This window comes from Spirosoma flavus (assembly GCF_054778555.1).
In genome coordinates this window covers 1983406-2000615 of sequence record NZ_BAAGZL010000001.1, presented here as the reverse complement: position 1 = coordinate 2000615, position 17210 = coordinate 1983406, and the positions used below count along the sequence as shown (strand labels likewise).

Sequence of the window (17210 nt, the reverse complement as noted above, 5' to 3'; positions counted from 1 at the left end):
AATTTTTGGCGTGGAAAGAACTACAAATTAGTACTCAAAAGCTACTTATGAGCTTATAAAATCAATGGTTAACTTCAAAAAATGTTGTTATAAATACTCATCAAAAAAGCTTAAATTATATAGTTTGGCACTAATGATAAATTACAAATCTACATCAATTTCAGGTCAGCCCAATGTGTTATTATTTATTTAATATACTATACATCAAAACTTTACAATTGCCAATCTTTAGTAACTTAATCGTCATCGTCATATAATATTCTAGCGGCAATACATGATACACGTACCATATATTGCCGCCAGAACGTAACTTTAATATAGTAATTATACCCAATTTTTGATCCTCTATAATTCGAACGTAATACCTTGAGCAAGAGGCATTGTAGTTCCGTAATTGATGGTATTGGTCTGCCGACGCATATAGGCTTTCCAGGCGTCGGAACCTGATTCGCGTCCACCACCCGTTTCTTTCTCGCCACCGAATGCCCCACCTATCTCGGCTCCTGACGTACCAATATTCACATTAGCAATGCCACAATCGGAGCCAATAGTCGATAAAAATCGCTCGGCTTCGCGCATATTCAGCGTAAAAATAGCCGATGACAAGCCTTGCGGAACGCTGTTTTGCTGTTGAATGGCGTCTTCTAACGTAGTGTATTTGAGCAGATAAAGAATTGGAGCAAAGGTTTCACGCTGAGCTACCGGCCAGCCATTTTCGGCTTCGGCAATGCACGGACGAACGTAGCAGCCCGACTCAAATCCCAGGCCATTAAGCACGCCCGGTTCTACCAAAAAGTGTCCACCCAACTCCCGTATTTCCTGAACAGTCTGCTGGTAGCTGGCAACCGCAGCCGTGTCAATTAAAGGTCCCACGTGATACGTCTCTTCGAGTGGGCTGCCGATACGTAGCTGCGCATACGCCTTTTTGAGTCGATTTTTCACATCGTCATAAATACGTTCCTGAACAATGATACGTCGTGTGGTCGTACAACGCTGGCCAGCTGTGCCTACTGCCCCAAACACAATGGCCGGAATTGCGAGATCCAGGTCGGCGTATTCCGAAACAATAATGGCGTTGTTGCCGCCCAGTTCCAGCAATGTTTTTCCCAATCGGCTCGCTACGGTTTCAGCCACGGCCTTTCCCATGCGTGTACTCCCGGTAGCCGACACCAGCGCAATACGTGGGTCACGAGCCAGCCATTCACCCGCGTCACGTCCGCCGGTAATCAGACAAGATACCCCTTCCGGTACGTCGTTGTTACGTAGCACTTCGCCAATAATCTGCTGGCAGGCGAGTGCCGTCAGCGGTGTTTTTTCGGATGGTTTCCAGACACATACGTTGCCACAGACCCAGGCAATCATGGCGTTCCAGGACCAGACCGCCACCGGAAAGTTAAAGGCCGAAATAATACCAATCACTCCCAGCGGATGCCATTGTTCCATCATCCGATGCGCGGGCCGCTCAGACTGCATGGCCAGTCCATATAATTGCCGCGACTGCCCGACCGCAAAATCGCAGATATCAATTATTTCCTGAACTTCGCCCAGTCCTTCCTGAAGCGATTTTCCCATTTCGTAGCTCACCAACGTACCGAGTTCCCGTTTATATCGTCGGAACTGCTCACCCATTTGCCGAACAATTTCACCTCGTCGTGGCGCGGGCACCAGTCGCCATTCGGCAAAAGCAGCCTGCGCCGTTGCCACAACCTGATCATAATCCGATCGGGTTGATACGTGTACGCGGGCAATAAGCTGTCCGTCAGCTGGTGAATAGGAATCGAGTACGTTCAGATTTTTCTTATTTTCATCGTGCCAGAAATGTAAACCGGTGCTGGTGCCTGGTTTTACGGGTTGGGTTGGAAGTGGAAGAATCGACTGCATAACTCGAATTTGGTTTGTTGAAAAAGACCAAATCTACTGGCCTGACAGTTAACAATTATGTGTCTATTCAAAAACTTTTTAACTAAACAGAGGTTAAAACGAAGATAATGGTAGCCATATTTTAACTCAGAACGTTATGAAACTCAAGGAAACTATTGGTCTTTTCGCTATTGCCGCTGGACTGAGTATTACCAGTAGCTGGGCTCAAACGACACCCACTACACCGACCGGAGTTGCTACGTCGACAACGTATCCGCAGGGAGCAGTTGCGCCAGATTCCATGCCAGCGAAATCGTCGCGAAAAGCCATGCGCGAAAATCGTCGAGCGATGAAACAGAATGTTCGACAGAACCGGAGCAATACGTCGGTGCAGGATGCCGAATACAAGCAAAGCTCGGCAAGCGACGGTACGTCTATAAATAACAGTAACACAACAAATTACAACAGCAACAACGTTACGAATGCGCCTACTGGAGCAGGCAGTAATCCGAATACACAGGGTGCGATGAGTACTACAACCAATTCGACAAAAACGAATAGCTCATCAACCCCGCCCAAACCGTAAGTTGACCGTTTCGGACTGCCAAAGCATTTCAGAGAACTAACAACAGGTTGAGGAAAACATCTGCTCTAGTTCTTTGGGATGCTTTGGCATTTACCGAGTTAGATACGTATCATAACGCTTTATCATTATACGTTCATAAAATTCTCCCTATATTTGACTCACTTAATACCCTCTGTGTGAAACGCCAGTCTTCCCTAGTCTCAGAAGATGTCCTGATCGAAAAACTCGCTCGGCGAGATCGACAGGCTTTTCAATGGCTTTACGATCAATACTCACCCGCACTCTACGGTGTGGTGCTCCGTATTGTGCGTGAAGAAGAACAAGCGCAGGACCTTTTACAAGATATCTTCGTTAAAATCTGGAAAAGCCTCGACGCCTACGACGCCAGCAAAGGCCGTTTATTTACGTGGTTGCTCAATATAGCCCGCAATACGGCTATCGATTCGCTACGTGCGCGCAAAACACAACCTTCCGGTGCAATCCGAACTGACGATGAAAACGTACATATAGTTGATCGCCAGCATAACACGGAGCAACCTAACCCCGATCACATTGGTATCAGGGAAGTTGTGGACCAACTCAGACCCGATCGAAGGCAACTTATCGACCTGGTTTATTTCGGCGGATATACGCATGAGGAAGCCGCTGATGCATTGAAGCTTCCCCTTGGTACGGTGAAAACAAGAGTTAGGGCCGCGTTGCAGGAGTTAAAGCAATTATTTAAGTCATGAACGTAACAGAGTACATAGAATCAGGTATCTTAGAATCTTACGTGATGGGCGCCGTAAGCGACCAGGAACGGCGTGAGGTTCAGTGCCTATCCTCTATATATCCTGAAATAAAAGCGGAACTCGACCAGCTATCAGAAGCCTTCGAGCAATACGCACTGTCCTACAGTGTAGAGCCACCCGCGTCGGTTAAAGCCAAGTTACTGAAGGAATTGGATTTTAGCGAACAGTCGGAAGAAACCGTCGTCCGCCCATTACCGGTTGATCGCCCATTTATTTCAAGTTTTCGAGCTACCTGGATCGTAGCAGCGTCTGTAGGATTGTTTTTGCTGCTCTTTTCTTTATATCTATTGTCTGAACTACGTACCAACCAGAAAACTCTGGCTTCGATGCGCGAATCGAATACCAAGTTGCAGGGGGATATTCAGGGATTACGGGAACAGCAATCGCAAAATGATCAGGTACTGGCTTTACTGCGTCAGCCAGGCACACGGACAATCCCTTTGCGGGGAAATGAAAAAGCCCCCGACGGTAATATGGTGGTTTTCTGGAATACGCAGACCCACGAAGTGGCTATTCAGGTGCAATCATTACCAACATTGCCGCCAGACAAACAGTATCAACTCTGGTCGCTGGTGGGAGGTAAACCTGTAGACGCTGGCGTATTTGACCCAACCAATGGTAACCAGCTACTACAACGTTTGAATCGTTCTATAAATCAGGCTGATGCCTTTGCTGTAACCGTTGAAAAGCGCGGAGGAAGTCCTACTCCTACTCTTACGACTCTGCTCGCTATGACACCCGTCAATAGTTGAACGAGCTCCCCTATTTTGGTGTTAAATAAATAGACACGTAACAGTCCGTGCCCTGCTTTAGCTATAGCCTAAAATTGGAATTTTCCGGGAATTAGTCAATCCAGACGTAGGCTAAAAACGTATAGTTTAGACAAACCTTATAACCATGAAATACGCTTCATTAATCGTCTTTGCCGCCTGTTTATTATCGGGCTTTTCATTTGTTAATACCTGGTCGGGAGGGTCGTTCAATCAGGTAAATGCCAAACCACTGATTGATGATAAACCACCTCGTCGGGTCGTTAAGACAAATGCGGAATGGAAAAAAATCCTTACGCCTGATCAATATGCTGTGCTACGTGAGCATGGCACCGAGCGAGCCGGTACCAGCCCATTAAACGATATTCACGAACACGGTACGTTCTATTGTGCGGCCTGTCATAACCCGCTGTTTTCGTCGGACACTAAGTTTAATTCGGGAACGGGTTGGCCAAGTTTCTTTACGCCAATAGCCAAGAATGCGGTAAAAGAAGAATCGGATAAATCCTATGGCATGGTACGTACCGAAGTTCTTTGCAGCGTTTGCGACGGGCACTTGGGCCACGTTTTCAATGATGGACCTAAACCAACGGGATTACGTTACTGCATGAACGGCGTTGCCATGACGTTTGAGAAGAAATAGTTTAGCATTAAAACGAGAAGGGGAGGCTGAAAAGGAGCTAGATATAGTTTCTTTCAGCCTCCCCTTCTCGTTTTTCGCGTTTTCTGGACGCCTGCTCTATATCACATCGCCCGAAAATACGTTATATTTGGTGCCCGGTCGGGCCTGTTTAAGCGATTTATTCAGCTTCGACTGATACGTAATGTATACCTTGTTTGTCCACACTCTAAGCCGGTTAATAGCTTTCGGGTGACCTTTTACAGAATACAAGGTTTTTCTTTTTAAAAACGCATGAGTCAATACAGGAAGCGATTCCGCACTGTACGGCACGCTTTTGGCGCATTCCGACGACGTATTAAAGAGCGAGGATTACGCTTGGGCGATGTCAGACGTGGTGTGGGTCGCCAGCTATATAAACAGACGGCCCGAATTGCTGGAGAAGAACGCGTTAGTTCATGGGCATCCGCTTATAAAGGTTATCGAGAGCGATTTCGGACGTTTGTTCACCAGTATATCGACCCTGAATCCTGGTATTATCCTTACCTGAAATTTCTGACCAAAGGGTTTCTCTGGGGATCGCTCCTGTTGGGTATTTACGTTTTTATGCTCAACTACAATTTTCTCTACCTGACCGGCCCTATGCCGAGTGTGGAGGAATTAAAGAATCCAAAACTGAACCAGGCGTCGGAAATATACTCGCAGGATGGGGTATTGATTGGCAAGTTTTACGCCGAAAACCGAACCCCCATTAAATTCGAAAATATTCCGAAGCCGTTAATCAATGCGCTTATTGCTACCGAAGATGCCCGTTTTTATGAGCATGGTGGCATTGATCCTCGCGCCCTCGGTCGGGCAATCATTAGTTTTGGTGGCGAAGGTGGAGGGTCGACGATAACACAGCAGTTAGCCAAAAACCTATTCAAAACCCGCCGTAAATCGGAAACGGGCATCCTGACCCGGATTCCATTTATTCGGAAAATCATTTATAAGTCGAAAGAGTGGCTCATGGCCCTCAAGCTGGAACGTAATTTTTCGAAAAACGACATTATTACGTATTACTTCAATACGGTCGATTTTGGTAGCAACGCGTTCGGACTTAAAACAGCGGCCCGCACGTTTTTCAACAAAGTACCCGACAGTCTGAACGTACAGGAAGGCGCTGTTCTGGTAGGGCTTCAGAAAGCTACTACGAGCTACAATCCGCTCCGAAATCCGAACCGTTCCAAAGAACGTCGGAACGTAGTGATTGGGCAGATGGCGAAATACAAATTCCTGACTAAAAACCAGGCGGATTCCATCAGTGCGTTGCCGCTCGAAACTGATTTTACGCCCGAAAATCCGTATTCAGGTCCAGCCAGTTACCTGAAAAACGCCGTTCAGGACTACGTGAAAAAATGGGGGGACGAAAACGGATACGACCTCAACACCGATGGACTACGTATCATTACGACCATCGACTCGAAAATGCAGACGTACGCCGAAGAAGCTACGAGTGAGAAAATGAAGCAATTACAGCGCACGTTCGATAATCACTGGCGCGGTCGAAACCCCTGGACGGATGAAGATGGAAATGAACTGCCTGGCTTTATTGACTCCGTTGCCCGACGTACTGAACGCTACAAAACCCTAAGTCGCCGGTTTATGCCTCTATACCCCGATTCGATCATGTACTACATGAAGAATAAGAAGTACAAAATGCGGGTATTTAGCTGGAACAATAAAAAGGGGTACGATTCAACGTTTATGACTCCTTATGACTCAATTGCTTATTACAAGCATTTTTTGCAGGCGGGTATGGTGGCGATGGACCCACATTCGGGCTACATCCGTGCTTGGGTTGGTGGTCTGGACTACGATTATTTTAAATACGACCACGTAAAACAGGGAAAACGCCAGCCGGGCTCTACGTTCAAGCCGTTTGTTTATACGACTGCCATCGACGATACGCTCATCAACATGGCCCCCTGCGACCGAATTCAGGATAAGCCGTTCCGAAAAGAATATCGCGAAAACGGCGAAGATAAGGTCTGGGAGCCCCGGAATTCAGTGGGTTACTTTAGCTATTCGAACATGACGCTACGTCGGGCGATGGCTCGTTCGGTCAATTCGATTACAGCTCAGTTAACCGACCAGGTAACACCCGAACGTGTGGTACAGTACGCTCGTCGGATGGGCATAAAAAGTCGACTTCAGGCGGTGCCCTCCATCGGCTTAGGGTCGTCAGACGTATCGTTGTATGAGCTGGTGGGTGCCTACTGCACATTTGCCAATGATGGCGAAACGACCGACCCCCTGATTGTACAACGTATCGAAGACCGCGACGGGAATGTTATTGAGACATTTACAAGTCCCCATAAACGCGCTATTAGCTCAGAGACAGCGTTTTTGATGCGCTACATGTTACAAGGTGGCCTCCAAGAATCGGGCGGTACGTCTCAAAATCTCTGGTCTTATAATCTGTTTAGAAATCGAAACGAGATTGGTGCTAAAACTGGCACTACGTCCAACAACTCGGATGGCTGGTTTGTAGCCGTGTCCAATCAACTAGTAGTCGGTGCCTGGGTAGGTGGAGACGATCGTAGCATCCACTTCCGGTCAACTGATTTGGGCGAAGGGGCAAAAACGGCTTTACCGCTCGTTGGGCGCTTTCTGGAAAAGGTCTATACTGACTCGAAATTTAAATCGCTCCAGCAACCGTTTCCGAAACCAGTTGGTATTACGAAGAACTATCTGGATTGTGGTTACGATGAGGAAGAAAGCTCGGAAGAAAGTGATTCAACAGATACGTCGGGTGAGATGACCGATTCGACGTTGTTCCAGCCGATCCCAGTTCCAGACGCTATTCCGCTTCAAAAGGAGCAGAAGGAACAGAAAGATACCACGACAAAAAGTCAACCCTAAAATTGACCTAAGTCTCAGATGGCCAGCCTACTAACATGGGCTGGCCTTTTTTGCGTTAGAGCATCCGCAAAAATTTTCTCAAAAAAATAATCTCTTATGCAACCTACGTACTGAGGTCTTACATCTACTGGTCAAATAACGAAAGGAGACAGTAAACAACAACTGAAAAATGAGTTTCCTAAACCCTTATTTTGACTACAACATGAACACATTCAAATCCATACTGACCTCAGCTTTACTGGCTGCATCAACCGTTACGTTCGCTCAAACCACGGTTACGATTACCACCACCAACGACTCGACGAATAATACGTCGACACATGTAATTAAGCATGAACGAAACTATCACCGTGTTACGTCGGATTTTGGAATCTATTTGGGTTTCAACAATTTCGGTGGTGCTTTACCAACGGGTTACGAATTTAGTCCGCTGGGCTCACGCTTTTTTGCACTAGCTTGGCAGCAGCGAATTCCTCTACTGGTGAATGGTTCTACGAAGCTCCGCCTGATTACTGGCCCAGAAGTAGCCTGGAACAACTTTATGTTCGAAAACAACAATACGCTACGTAAACAAAATGAGCAGCTTATCGTTGAAGCCGCCCCTGTTAATCTGAGTCGTTCGAAGCTCGTTACAGCGCAGCTCAACCTTCCGGTTATGGTAAACATTACGTTCCGGTCACGCTTCTCGATCAGCGCAGGGGCTTATTACGGAATGCGGCTGGACAGTTACACCAAAGTGAAACCCGATGGCGGCAGCGCAAGCCGTACGCACGATCGCTACAATCTGAATTCTACCCGTTGGGGTTACCTTGCCGAGGTTGGATTCCGCGGCCACACTAAACTTTTCTTCCGCTACGAACCCGACAGCCCCTTCCGTTCGGGTATGGGTCCCGACGCCAGCGTGTGGGCGGTTGGAATAAAGCTGTAGTCTGAACCGGGATTTTAACAGGATTTAAAGAATTGGCAGGTACTGTTTTCTGACTTATAATCTTGCCAATCTTTTGAATCCTGTTAAAATCCCGGTTCTGTATGCAACGTTTCGCTTTTACCTGTGTCTTTTAGACGTACTCTTCTCAGTATTTCTCACGACAAACATCCACTCATCCTTGCGTTCAGACCGCTTGTGTAAGAACAGGTACTTTGCGATACATACTACCTACCTTTGCCATGTACTTTAAAACAGCACAACAACCTTCTGAACAACCTACTAAAATGAAAACGCTTATACCATCCATACTCCTACTCCTTTTGCTGTCGCTGACAACTGCCTTTGGGCAGGTTCTGACGCGGGGAACCGTTCACGGAAATGTAGGTACGGTAGCTGGGAAGCCACTCGAATTTGCGACGTTAATGCTGCTGAAAGCCAAAGATTCTACATTGGTAAAAGGAGCCATCAGTGATATAGACGGTAAATATAGTTTCGAAAATGTGGGCGCCGGACAGTATCTGGTAGCGGCTCAACAAGTCAGCTACCGGAAAACGTATAGTGTACCGTTCACGATTGATGAAGCCCATCCTAGCCTGGAGCTGAGTCCGTTGTCGCTGACCGAAGAATCGAAAACGTTGAATGAGGTGAAAGTAACTGCCCAGAAACCGTTCATTGAACAACAGGTTGACCGAACCGTTGTGAATGTCGAAGGAAGCATTGTTTCGAGCGGGAATACGGCACTGGAAGTTCTGGAAAAAGCTCCCGGCGTAACCATCGATCGCCAGAACGATCAGATTATTCTAAAAGGAAAAGGTGGAGTTATTGTATATATCGACGGCAAACAGACGTACCTCTCACAACAGGAGGTTTCGAACCTGCTAAAAAATACGCCGAGCGATAACATTGCTTCAATTGAGATTATTACTAATCCTGGCTCGAAATACGATGCGGCTGGTAATTCGGGGATTATTAATATCAAGATGAAGAAGAATAAGAATTTCGGTACGAACGGAAATATCATCGTAGGTGCCGGATATGGCTGGGTGAATAGTCAAAGTGGTGCCCGCGACGACTTGCCGAAATTCAATTCATCAATAAACCTGAATCACCGCGAAGGGAAAGTCAACCTGTTCGGTAACTATAGCTATACAAACCGTGAGAGCGCGCAGCAAAACGAGCTTAACCGGGTGATAAAATACAACGGAGCAACTAATTACTTCGACCAGGCATCGTTTCGTCCCAATAAGTTTGTGGGTCATTCTTATCGGGCTGGGCTTGATTACTTTATCAACCAGAAGAGTACGATAGGTGTGTTGGTCAATGGTTTTGAGAACAACTGGAGTCAGACAGGTGTGAACAATACGATCATCAGCAATGAATATCGGCAGATGACCAGTAAGGCAATAACTCAAACTGGTATCCAGAACCTGTTTAACAACGTAACGACCAACGTTAACTACAAGTACGAGTTTGGCAAAGGCCGTGAATGGACAGTCGACGCGGACTACGTTCATTATGGCGGACGTAACACCAACAATCTGAGCACCAGTTACGTGAATGCCGAGAACGTAACGACGCGCCCCAATCAGGACGTAGTGAATCGGATGCCATCGGCCATTAATATTCTGGCGTTCAAAACGGATTACATTCATCCGCTGAAAAATGGCGGCAAATTGGAAGCCGGTCTGAAAAGCAGTTTTGTGAATGCCGACAACAACACCCTGTACGATACGTTGCAGCAGGAAACCCGCCAGTGGCTTCCCGACGCCAGCCGCTCGAACCAGTTCAAGTACGATGAAAATATCAATGCCGCCTATATAAACTACGCCGGCAAACTGGGTAAGAAAACCAAAATTCAGGCGGGATTACGGGCCGAACACACTCACTCGATTGGTACGTCGGTAACGCTCAACCAAACCGTTGACCGGAACTATCTGAACATTTTCCCAACGCTGTTTCTATCGCGGCAACTGGATACCAACAACGTACTGAATCTTTCATATAGCCGGCGTATCGACCGCCCGGATTACCAGAATCTGAACCCATTCGTTTTCTATCTAGACCCATATACGTATCAGCAGGGTAACCCATTCCTAAGACCGCAATACACAAATTCGGTTGAGTTGACCCACGTATTCAAAAGCGCGTTTACTACGTCTATTAACTTCAGCCGGACTACCGATTTCATCAACCGAGAAACCCCTCGCCAGATTCCGGAGAAAAATATTACGTACGTAATCGCTGAAAACCAGGGGCATCTGGACAATATTGGTCTGAACCTGAGCTTTCCGGTAACAGTAACGAAATGGTGGCGGATGCAGAATAATATCAACGGGTACTACCAGAACTACCAGACGTTCTACTCAGGAACGCCCTACGAAGTGAAACTGGTCGCATACAATCTGTACACGTCTCAGAACTTCACCTTCAGCAAAACCGTATCGGCGGAAGTATCGGGCTGGTTCAACTCTGCTTCGCAATATGGGTTCTACCGGGCACAGCCAATGGGTGCGTTTAACGTGGGAGTCCAGAAGAAATTGATGGATGGAAAAGGAAATCTGAAATTAAATGTGAGCGACCCTTTCTGGATGAATAAGTTCAGCGGACGGGCCGTGGTGCAGGACATTGACTTCCGGGTTATGTCGCGCTGGGAGAGCCGCCGGATCATGTTGACGTTTACGTATCGTTTTGGTAATCAGAATGTAAAAGCTGCACGCCAGCGTAATTCAGCCACGTCTGCCGAACAAAGCCGGGCTGGTGGGCAGAACTAAAGAAATGTAGGATATACTATGTATGAAGGATGATATAGAGTTCTGGTGGACACATCATACATACTAACGGACTTAGTTTAGGTTAAGAAAACGTGAAAGCCATTCCCAGTTTGAGGAATGGCTTTTTTGTTTATTTATAGTTCAGTCAATTTGGCTGGATACAAGTAAGGAACAAAATTCAACGAAGACATCAATTCAATTTTCATACAAACCAGTTCACAATTTCTTCTGGGTTGTCTAGGGCTCCCTTCACTATCTTCTTTTCTGCTTCCTTAAGCCATCCCTTTACAATCTCCTTGTACTAAATACGGCTATACCAACTTCAGGCGTTTTAGCCCACATTACCGCCGGCCTTTTACAACTTAATGAACTGCCAGCATAACTTCCATCACCCTTGCAGAAAAATACTTTGATTTATCCAATTACTTCATAAACTAAACCTTAGCTCACTTATTCAGTATCTATTACGTTGCAGCCTTCAGCTTTCTTATCTTTTCAACTAGATACTCCATAGAGTAAAGTAGAATTTAACTAAGTAAATCAATACCTATAATCTATTTAACTACTTGACTATTTTACAGTTATTCATTTTTAATACCCATTTAATGACTTGCAAGATTTTAAGTAAATACCACTAAGTATATTTACATTACGTCGACTTGTAACTCCATTAAGTACTTTATGAAATGTGTAATTTTCATTTTAGCTCTGGCTGGTTTGCTAGCTACCAAGGGGTTATCAACAACTCATGACGTAGCAATTACGGATTCATACCTAAAGACTGTCAAAAATGAACTTCGTAAACAATGGCCTCAGAGTCACCCAATTAATATTGTTTTTCACGGACATAGTGTCCCAGCGGGTTATTCTACACTGACTGTTGTCAATACGTTTTCCTCTTACCCACAGTTATTGCTACGTCGATTAAAAGCAAAATATCCATACGCCGTTATAAATATTATTGTAACGGCTATTGGGGGAGAAAATTCAGCACAGGGAGATACACGCTTTCGATCTGATGTGCTAACCCATAAACCCGATGTATTACTGATCGACTATGGGCTCAATGATCGGGCACTGACACTCGCAAAAGCCCGTCAGTCCTGGCAGGATATGATCGAGCAAGCTCAGAAATCAAACATTAAAGTGATCCTGTTGACGCCCAATGCTGACCTCGGGTATAAAGCACCATCGTTTAAAACCACACTCGCACAAAACGTAATTCAGATTCGACAACTGGCTAAACAGTATCATATTGGCCTGGTAGATAGTTATGCGCTGTTTCAAGCGAAAGTTGCGCAGGGTGAGCCGCTAAGAAAATACCTGACTGATGTCGCTCATCCGAACGTAGCGGGTCATACGTTAATCGCCGACGAATTGATGAAATGGTTTTGAAACGTAAAGAAACGCGCATACTTTTTAACGTATTTTACTGTTTGTTAGCTCTCTACACCACTCATTTTAGGAGAGTTTATCCCAACACTTACAAACGCCAGCTTCGATTAAGTTGGCGTTTCGCATATACTGGGTGTATTTTAGCCTAAATCATACTGCCTACCAATTAATGCTGTCTGAAAAAGAAAGCTATCTTTATACTGGCTTAATGACAATAGTAAATCGCTAGTAAAAGGCAACATGAACCGACAGGAGTTAGCGAATCGATTAGCCATAACCGGCATTCCTGCCGACGCCTATTGCTTGACTGGCGGGCTGCCACACGAGGCCTATTGCCTGAATCAAACTGCCGACGGATGGCAGGTATACTATAGTGAACGAGGCAGTAAAACAGGGTTGGAAACATTCGATACTGAGCGTGAAGCCTGTCTACATTTATATAATCGGTTGATTACAGAGGTTCGACACTAATCTGTTAAGAGAGCGATCATTTCTGGAATAGTTCTCTACTTCATTCTGCTAATCAATAGCTAATTCTGCCAGACATTTCATTCTAATTTCAACTACGTCTAACCCGTAGGCAAATCCTGCTACGTTATAGTTTTCATTAATCCAAAAACCAGTAAGTTAAGTCTAGTAGATTTCTATAGATTATACTATTTTTAACTAATAGATTCAGTTGAAAATATCTTCACAGCCCATAATTTCATAAGTATATGCGCAAGCTCTTCATAGATCGACTTATTTGGTGGGGTATGTACGTCAGCCTGTTGGTATCCATCCGATCCGTTGCCCAGCAAGTTCCCACTGACCAGTTAAACGAAGCGCCACGATACGTCCAATCAACGTACGATACTGTGGTCATACAGACGCCTAAACCAGCTAAAACGCTCATAGACCCTTGGAATCGTTCGGCTGTTATTGCTGACTATTTCCAGAATTTCCTGGGTTCTACAGTGAGCGATAATCAGTTGAACTGGACGGGTAACCTAGCGACCTGCACTCCAGGAAGTATCTCTCAGTTGGCCCAGGACCGTACCATTCAGCGTATCAACTACTACCGCCGACTAGTAGGTCTACCCGACAATATGACTTTCGATCCGAGCCGCAATACCGACACTCAGGCCGCGGCCCTGATAATGGGGGCTAATAATAAGCTCGACCACGAACCTGCTTCTACCTCACTCTGCTACTCAAGCCAGGGATATAACGGGGCTTCTAATTCTAATTTGGGCCTAGGATATCATTCCAGCCAGGCTGTCAAGCAATATATAGATGATACCGGTCCTGGAAATGATTTCGTTGGGCATCGGCGTTGGATTCTGTATTCGCGAGCGACCAGTTTTGGTCATGGCAACACTCGAGCCGCCAATCCGCTTTTCGGTTTTGCCGATGCTCTTTGGATTGCCAATCCTGGCGCAACACCTGCTTCTCTTCCTCCCTATGTCGCTTTTCCACCGGCGGGTTATGTGCCTCGTAATCTGATTCCTGCTCGTTGGTCTTTTAGCATTCCCGGCGCTAATTTTTCGGCAGCTACGGTGACGGTTCAGGATGAGTTAGGAGTTCCGCTTAGCCTTACGACGCACGCGCCAGTGAGTGGTTATGGAGACAACACACTTGCGTGGAATCTGCTTCCGACGGATCTGGCCTGGAACGGCTCTGCTGATAAAACGTATCGGGTTACGGTATCGAACGTTGTCCGAAACGGAACGACTCAGGCTCCTTATTCCTACACAGTTGTAGCGATTGATCCAGGCACAACCTGCCCCGGCCAGAGCCCGATAGCTGCCTGCCCTGTAACGGTATCAGGCGACCTGAGTATTTTTTATGGAACAGACTTTTTCCGCTTCAACACGATTGACACGCAGTCCTCGTCAGCCAGTAACGACGGGCAAAATTACACCGACTTATCGTGCGTTACGCAGACAACGGTTACCGCAGGAAGCAGTTATACGATGAATCTGAAGGGTGTTTCTTCTAATATCCACCGGTTGCGTGTCTGGATTGACTACAATGGGAATGGACTATTTACCGATACGGGAGAACTGGTATTGACAAGTTCGGCAAACAGTGCGAGTGCAGTAATAACTATTCCCACCACAGCCCCCACCAATACGTTGCTGCGCATGCGGGTGCTGGCCGATGGCCCCGGTTCAACGAACAGTGCGTGCGCCCTCACAACGGGTGGGCAAGTTGATGATTATGGTCTGTGGATACAATCCTCCTGCCCTGTTATGGCGACGGTTCAGAATGGAAACTGGAATAGTCCTTCGACCTGGTCATGCAACCGTGTTCCACTGGCAACCGATCAGGTCAGCATTGCCCATCAGGTCACTTTAAGCGCAGGAGTTACCACGCAGGTAAAAAGAGTCATCTATCAAAATGGAGGTCGGCTTTCTTTGCAGTCAGGAGCGCGTTTGAAGGTAGTCCCATAAAGCAATTGCCTATAAATTAGTGGCAATACACCCCGGCTTACGTTATGCGTGATCCGGGGATTTTTTTCATAGACAATCAATATTTTAATTGAATAATAGCCCATATTTTGAACAATCGGTAAATCAAAAAACGCCAGCCCCAAAAGAGCTGGCATTTATGATTACGTGTAAAAATAAAATTTCCTAAAAGGAATTATATATACGAAACAGTACCTAATTGGTCACATTTAGGCCATTAGTATGACTGACGTTTTTATGCAGCCTCATTCGGTTAGTGATTACATTCTTCATACTGAATAAATCAATCTACTAAAATCAACGCAGTGGAAGTTTTATATATCCAATATACTTTACTAAGTATATTAAACCCAAGCATTGGGAATTACCTCATATCACCATAGGAAGCCCCATTTAAAGCTAATTTCCAGAGCATCAGCTTCACATACCGATTAATATATAAATATAAACAATTAAGACAAAGTATTTACTTATACTTTACTCATATCAATAAATGTAATATTTAGCTAGTTATAATTACTTATTAATTTCTTCTAAGTTACCAACCTACCGTTTACACTAATTATTTGACAGACGTATTTTTTCTTCGTAGGTTGGTTGCCTGTGAGACTAATTAACCTATGGACATTACGATTTACGGAGAAAACCGCCTGACAATTCCTTATGTATTTGTACTCTATGCTGTCGAAGTAAATTCTCATTCGCAGCATATAGAAATCTTTCGACAACGCTTCTCTTTTATGCCTCGTTACGAACACGGCGATGTTATTCGCTTTAAGCGACCCGGCGAACAGGATATAGAAGACCGGTACGTAGTTGATCGGGTCGTAAACTATGTTGTTTGTATTCCGCAACCTCCTCAGCAACGAGGCAGTACGCAGTATCAGAACCAGGTCTGCGTTATTATGCACCCCCAACCAGTTATAGACGGCCCCGATTATGAAGCCTATAGCGTAACCAAAACGAACGCATTTCTACACGATTGATCATTTACTATCCTAAACCCGGCACGTTATTACCGAAACGTAACAGCTACTGCTGAGGGCCATTCACTACACTTCCACGATATTCCCATTCCCAGACGTCACCATCTTCTTCATCGTAAACAGTCCCGAGCAGAACGAAATTATTTTTCTTCAGAATACGTGTCGAATAATTCGGTTCCGGTAGCGTTCGGGCGGTAACGATAACAGACGCATCGGTCTGCAATGCCAATCTGACTAATTGTCTACAAATCTCGGTGCCAATGCCTTTCTGCTGAAATTGAGAAAATACGCCATACGCTATTTCAACGCGGCCATCTTTGGGCTTACCCTTAAATGCCGCACTTCCTACTAACGTACCGTTAAGATCGGCCACATAGCCAATCCAAGGCGGTTCATACCCTATTCTATCAAAAAACTCAATAGTCATAGGGAGCATCACGTCAAGGTCAGGCTCATTCAGAAGGTGATCATTTTCGATTAGGGTTTTATATATAGGAAGGAGCTTCATGGTGTTTACCGTTTTTTAGCGCTTTTATCGCACTGTTAAAAGAATTATTAACGTAGTATCTCCTCGCTAAACCGTTTATCCTTTCCAGTAACCGTTCCAGTAGTTTGCAATACATAGTACCATCTACTGCCTATATCTTTGTTTCACCAATCGGGACAAACCCGACCTGCTTAGAACAAGAACTAAAACAACATACTGCCATGAAAACGCTCGTAAAATCTCTCGCTCTTGCCCTCACCCTGGGTTTCGTTACAGTTGCCAACACATTTGCCGATACCAATCCAGGTCGTCGTGCAGAGAAAGCTGCTACGTTTAAGACGGGTATATACATGACTACTAATGGTAAGCTGGCAATTGCACTTGATAAAGAAAAAGGTGGCTACGTCGATATTGTACTGAAAAATGCCGACGGAAAAGAACTCTACAGCCAACGGCTGAACAGAAACGAAAGCATGTATCGTAGCCGACTGAATCTGAGCGAATTGCCTAATGGTACATATCAATTAGAAATCACCAACGGCGTTGACACAACGCGCCAAACCATTACAATTGCTACTCAAACCCCTCAACGTACCATTGAGGCCGTTGCCATCAATAACTAACATTTCAATACACTACCTCCTTTGCCAGACCGATTTA

15 protein-coding genes are annotated in these 17210 nt (G+C 45.5%); 12 read left to right on the top strand and 3 right to left on the bottom strand.

What is annotated here, in order from left to right; translation table 11 throughout:
• Nucleotides 1–345 precede the first annotated feature (345 nt).
• Entirely contained in the window at nt 346–1881 is a 1536-nt protein-coding gene (gene amaB, locus ACYVF1_RS07790) for an L-piperidine-6-carboxylate dehydrogenase (RefSeq protein WP_461077268.1), read from the bottom strand.
• Between the two features lie 136 nt (nt 1882–2017).
• On the opposite strand from amaB, the gene ACYVF1_RS07785 reads away from it, so the two are divergent.
• From ACYVF1_RS07785 to msrB, 4 genes are all read left to right on the top strand, one after another.
• Nucleotides 2018–2446 (top strand): hypothetical protein, encoded by a 429-nt coding sequence (locus ACYVF1_RS07785; RefSeq protein WP_461077266.1) that lies wholly within the window; start codon nt 2018–2020, stop codon nt 2444–2446.
• Between the two features lie 176 nt (nt 2447–2622).
• Nucleotides 2623–3177, top strand: coding sequence for an RNA polymerase sigma factor (locus tag ACYVF1_RS07780; protein WP_461077264.1), 555 nt, complete (start codon nt 2623–2625; stop codon nt 3175–3177).
• Nucleotides 3174–3989, top strand: a complete 816-nt coding sequence (locus ACYVF1_RS07775) for an anti-sigma factor (RefSeq protein ID WP_461077262.1) — start codon at nt 3174–3176, stop codon at nt 3987–3989. Before ACYVF1_RS07780 ends, ACYVF1_RS07775 begins: the two co-directional genes overlap by 4 nt.
• Nucleotides 3990–4134: 145 nt before the next feature.
• Entirely contained in the window at nt 4135–4650 is a 516-nt protein-coding gene (gene msrB, locus ACYVF1_RS07770) for a peptide-methionine (R)-S-oxide reductase MsrB (protein WP_461077260.1), read from the top strand.
• Between the two features lie 96 nt (nt 4651–4746).
• Here the strand turns inward: msrB and ACYVF1_RS07765 are convergent, their stop codons facing one another.
• Nucleotides 4747–4899 (bottom strand): hypothetical protein, encoded by a 153-nt coding sequence (locus tag ACYVF1_RS07765; RefSeq protein ID WP_461077258.1) that lies wholly within the window; start codon nt 4897–4899, stop codon nt 4747–4749.
• A gap of 21 nt (nt 4900–4920) precedes the next feature.
• Between ACYVF1_RS07765 and ACYVF1_RS07760 the strand changes: the two genes are divergently transcribed.
• From ACYVF1_RS07760 to ACYVF1_RS07730, 7 genes are all read left to right on the top strand, one after another.
• Entirely contained in the window at nt 4921–7530 is a 2610-nt protein-coding gene (locus tag ACYVF1_RS07760; RefSeq protein WP_461077256.1) for a penicillin-binding protein 1A, read from the top strand.
• A gap of 202 nt (nt 7531–7732) precedes the next feature.
• Nucleotides 7733–8458 carry an outer membrane beta-barrel protein gene (locus tag ACYVF1_RS07755; protein ID WP_461077254.1) on the top strand — a complete coding sequence of 242 codons (726 nt, stop codon included), beginning with the start codon at nt 7733–7735 and terminating at the stop codon, nt 8456–8458.
• 284 nt (nt 8459–8742) lie between these two features.
• A complete protein-coding gene (locus tag ACYVF1_RS07750) occupies nt 8743–11229 on the top strand; it encodes a TonB-dependent receptor (RefSeq protein ID WP_461077252.1) in 2487 nt (828 codons plus the stop codon).
• A 681-nt stretch (nt 11230–11910) separates the two neighbouring features.
• The gene (locus tag ACYVF1_RS07745; RefSeq protein ID WP_461077250.1) at nt 11911–12624 is read left to right on the top strand and encodes an SGNH/GDSL hydrolase family protein; all 714 of its coding nucleotides are present in this window, start codon (nt 11911–11913) and stop codon (nt 12622–12624) included.
• 240 nt (nt 12625–12864) lie between these two features.
• A complete protein-coding gene (locus tag ACYVF1_RS07740; RefSeq protein ID WP_461077248.1) occupies nt 12865–13095 on the top strand; it encodes a hypothetical protein in 231 nt (76 codons plus the stop codon).
• Between the two features lie 245 nt (nt 13096–13340).
• A complete protein-coding gene (locus ACYVF1_RS07735; RefSeq protein ID WP_461077246.1) occupies nt 13341–15059 on the top strand; it encodes a CAP domain-containing protein in 1719 nt (572 codons plus the stop codon).
• A 638-nt stretch (nt 15060–15697) separates the two neighbouring features.
• The gene (locus tag ACYVF1_RS07730; protein WP_461077245.1) at nt 15698–16063 is read left to right on the top strand and encodes a hypothetical protein; all 366 of its coding nucleotides are present in this window, start codon (nt 15698–15700) and stop codon (nt 16061–16063) included.
• 46 nt (nt 16064–16109) lie between these two features.
• Here the strand turns inward: ACYVF1_RS07730 and ACYVF1_RS07725 are convergent, their stop codons facing one another.
• Nucleotides 16110–16571 (bottom strand): GNAT family N-acetyltransferase, encoded by a 462-nt coding sequence (locus ACYVF1_RS07725; protein ID WP_461077243.1) that lies wholly within the window; start codon nt 16569–16571, stop codon nt 16110–16112.
• Nucleotides 16572–16771: 200 nt separating this feature from the next.
• Between ACYVF1_RS07725 and ACYVF1_RS07720 the strand changes: the two genes are divergently transcribed.
• Nucleotides 16772–17173 (top strand): hypothetical protein, encoded by a 402-nt coding sequence (locus ACYVF1_RS07720; protein ID WP_461077241.1) that lies wholly within the window; start codon nt 16772–16774, stop codon nt 17171–17173.
• Nucleotides 17174–17210 lie beyond the last annotated feature (37 nt).

Bases quoted from the DNA above. Each gene is read 5' to 3' on its own strand.
- ACYVF1_RS07760 (WP_461077256.1), top strand. From the start codon at position 4,921: ATGAGTCAATACAGGAAGCGATTCCGCACTGTACGGCACGCTTTTGGC.
- ACYVF1_RS07750 (WP_461077252.1), top strand. From the start codon at position 8,743: ATGAAAACGCTTATACCATCCATACTCCTACTCCTTTTGCTGTCGCTG.
- ACYVF1_RS07755 (WP_461077254.1), top strand. From the start codon at position 7,733: ATGAACACATTCAAATCCATACTGACCTCAGCTTTACTGGCTGCATCA.
- ACYVF1_RS07785 (WP_461077266.1), top strand. From the start codon at position 2,018: ATGAAACTCAAGGAAACTATTGGTCTTTTCGCTATTGCCGCTGGACTG.
- amaB (WP_461077268.1), bottom strand. From the start codon at position 1,881: ATGCAGTCGATTCTTCCACTTCCAACCCAACCCGTAAAACCAGGCACC.
- ACYVF1_RS07735 (WP_461077246.1), top strand. From the start codon at position 13,341: ATGCGCAAGCTCTTCATAGATCGACTTATTTGGTGGGGTATGTACGTC.
- ACYVF1_RS07725 (WP_461077243.1), bottom strand. From the start codon at position 16,571: ATGAAGCTCCTTCCTATATATAAAACCCTAATCGAAAATGATCACCTT.
- ACYVF1_RS07740 (WP_461077248.1), top strand. From the start codon at position 12,865: ATGAACCGACAGGAGTTAGCGAATCGATTAGCCATAACCGGCATTCCT.
- ACYVF1_RS07720 (WP_461077241.1), top strand. From the start codon at position 16,772: ATGAAAACGCTCGTAAAATCTCTCGCTCTTGCCCTCACCCTGGGTTTC.
- ACYVF1_RS07730 (WP_461077245.1), top strand. From the start codon at position 15,698: ATGGACATTACGATTTACGGAGAAAACCGCCTGACAATTCCTTATGTA.
- ACYVF1_RS07745 (WP_461077250.1), top strand. From the start codon at position 11,911: ATGAAATGTGTAATTTTCATTTTAGCTCTGGCTGGTTTGCTAGCTACC.
- msrB (WP_461077260.1), top strand. From the start codon at position 4,135: ATGAAATACGCTTCATTAATCGTCTTTGCCGCCTGTTTATTATCGGGC.
- ACYVF1_RS07775 (WP_461077262.1), top strand. From the start codon at position 3,174: ATGAACGTAACAGAGTACATAGAATCAGGTATCTTAGAATCTTACGTG.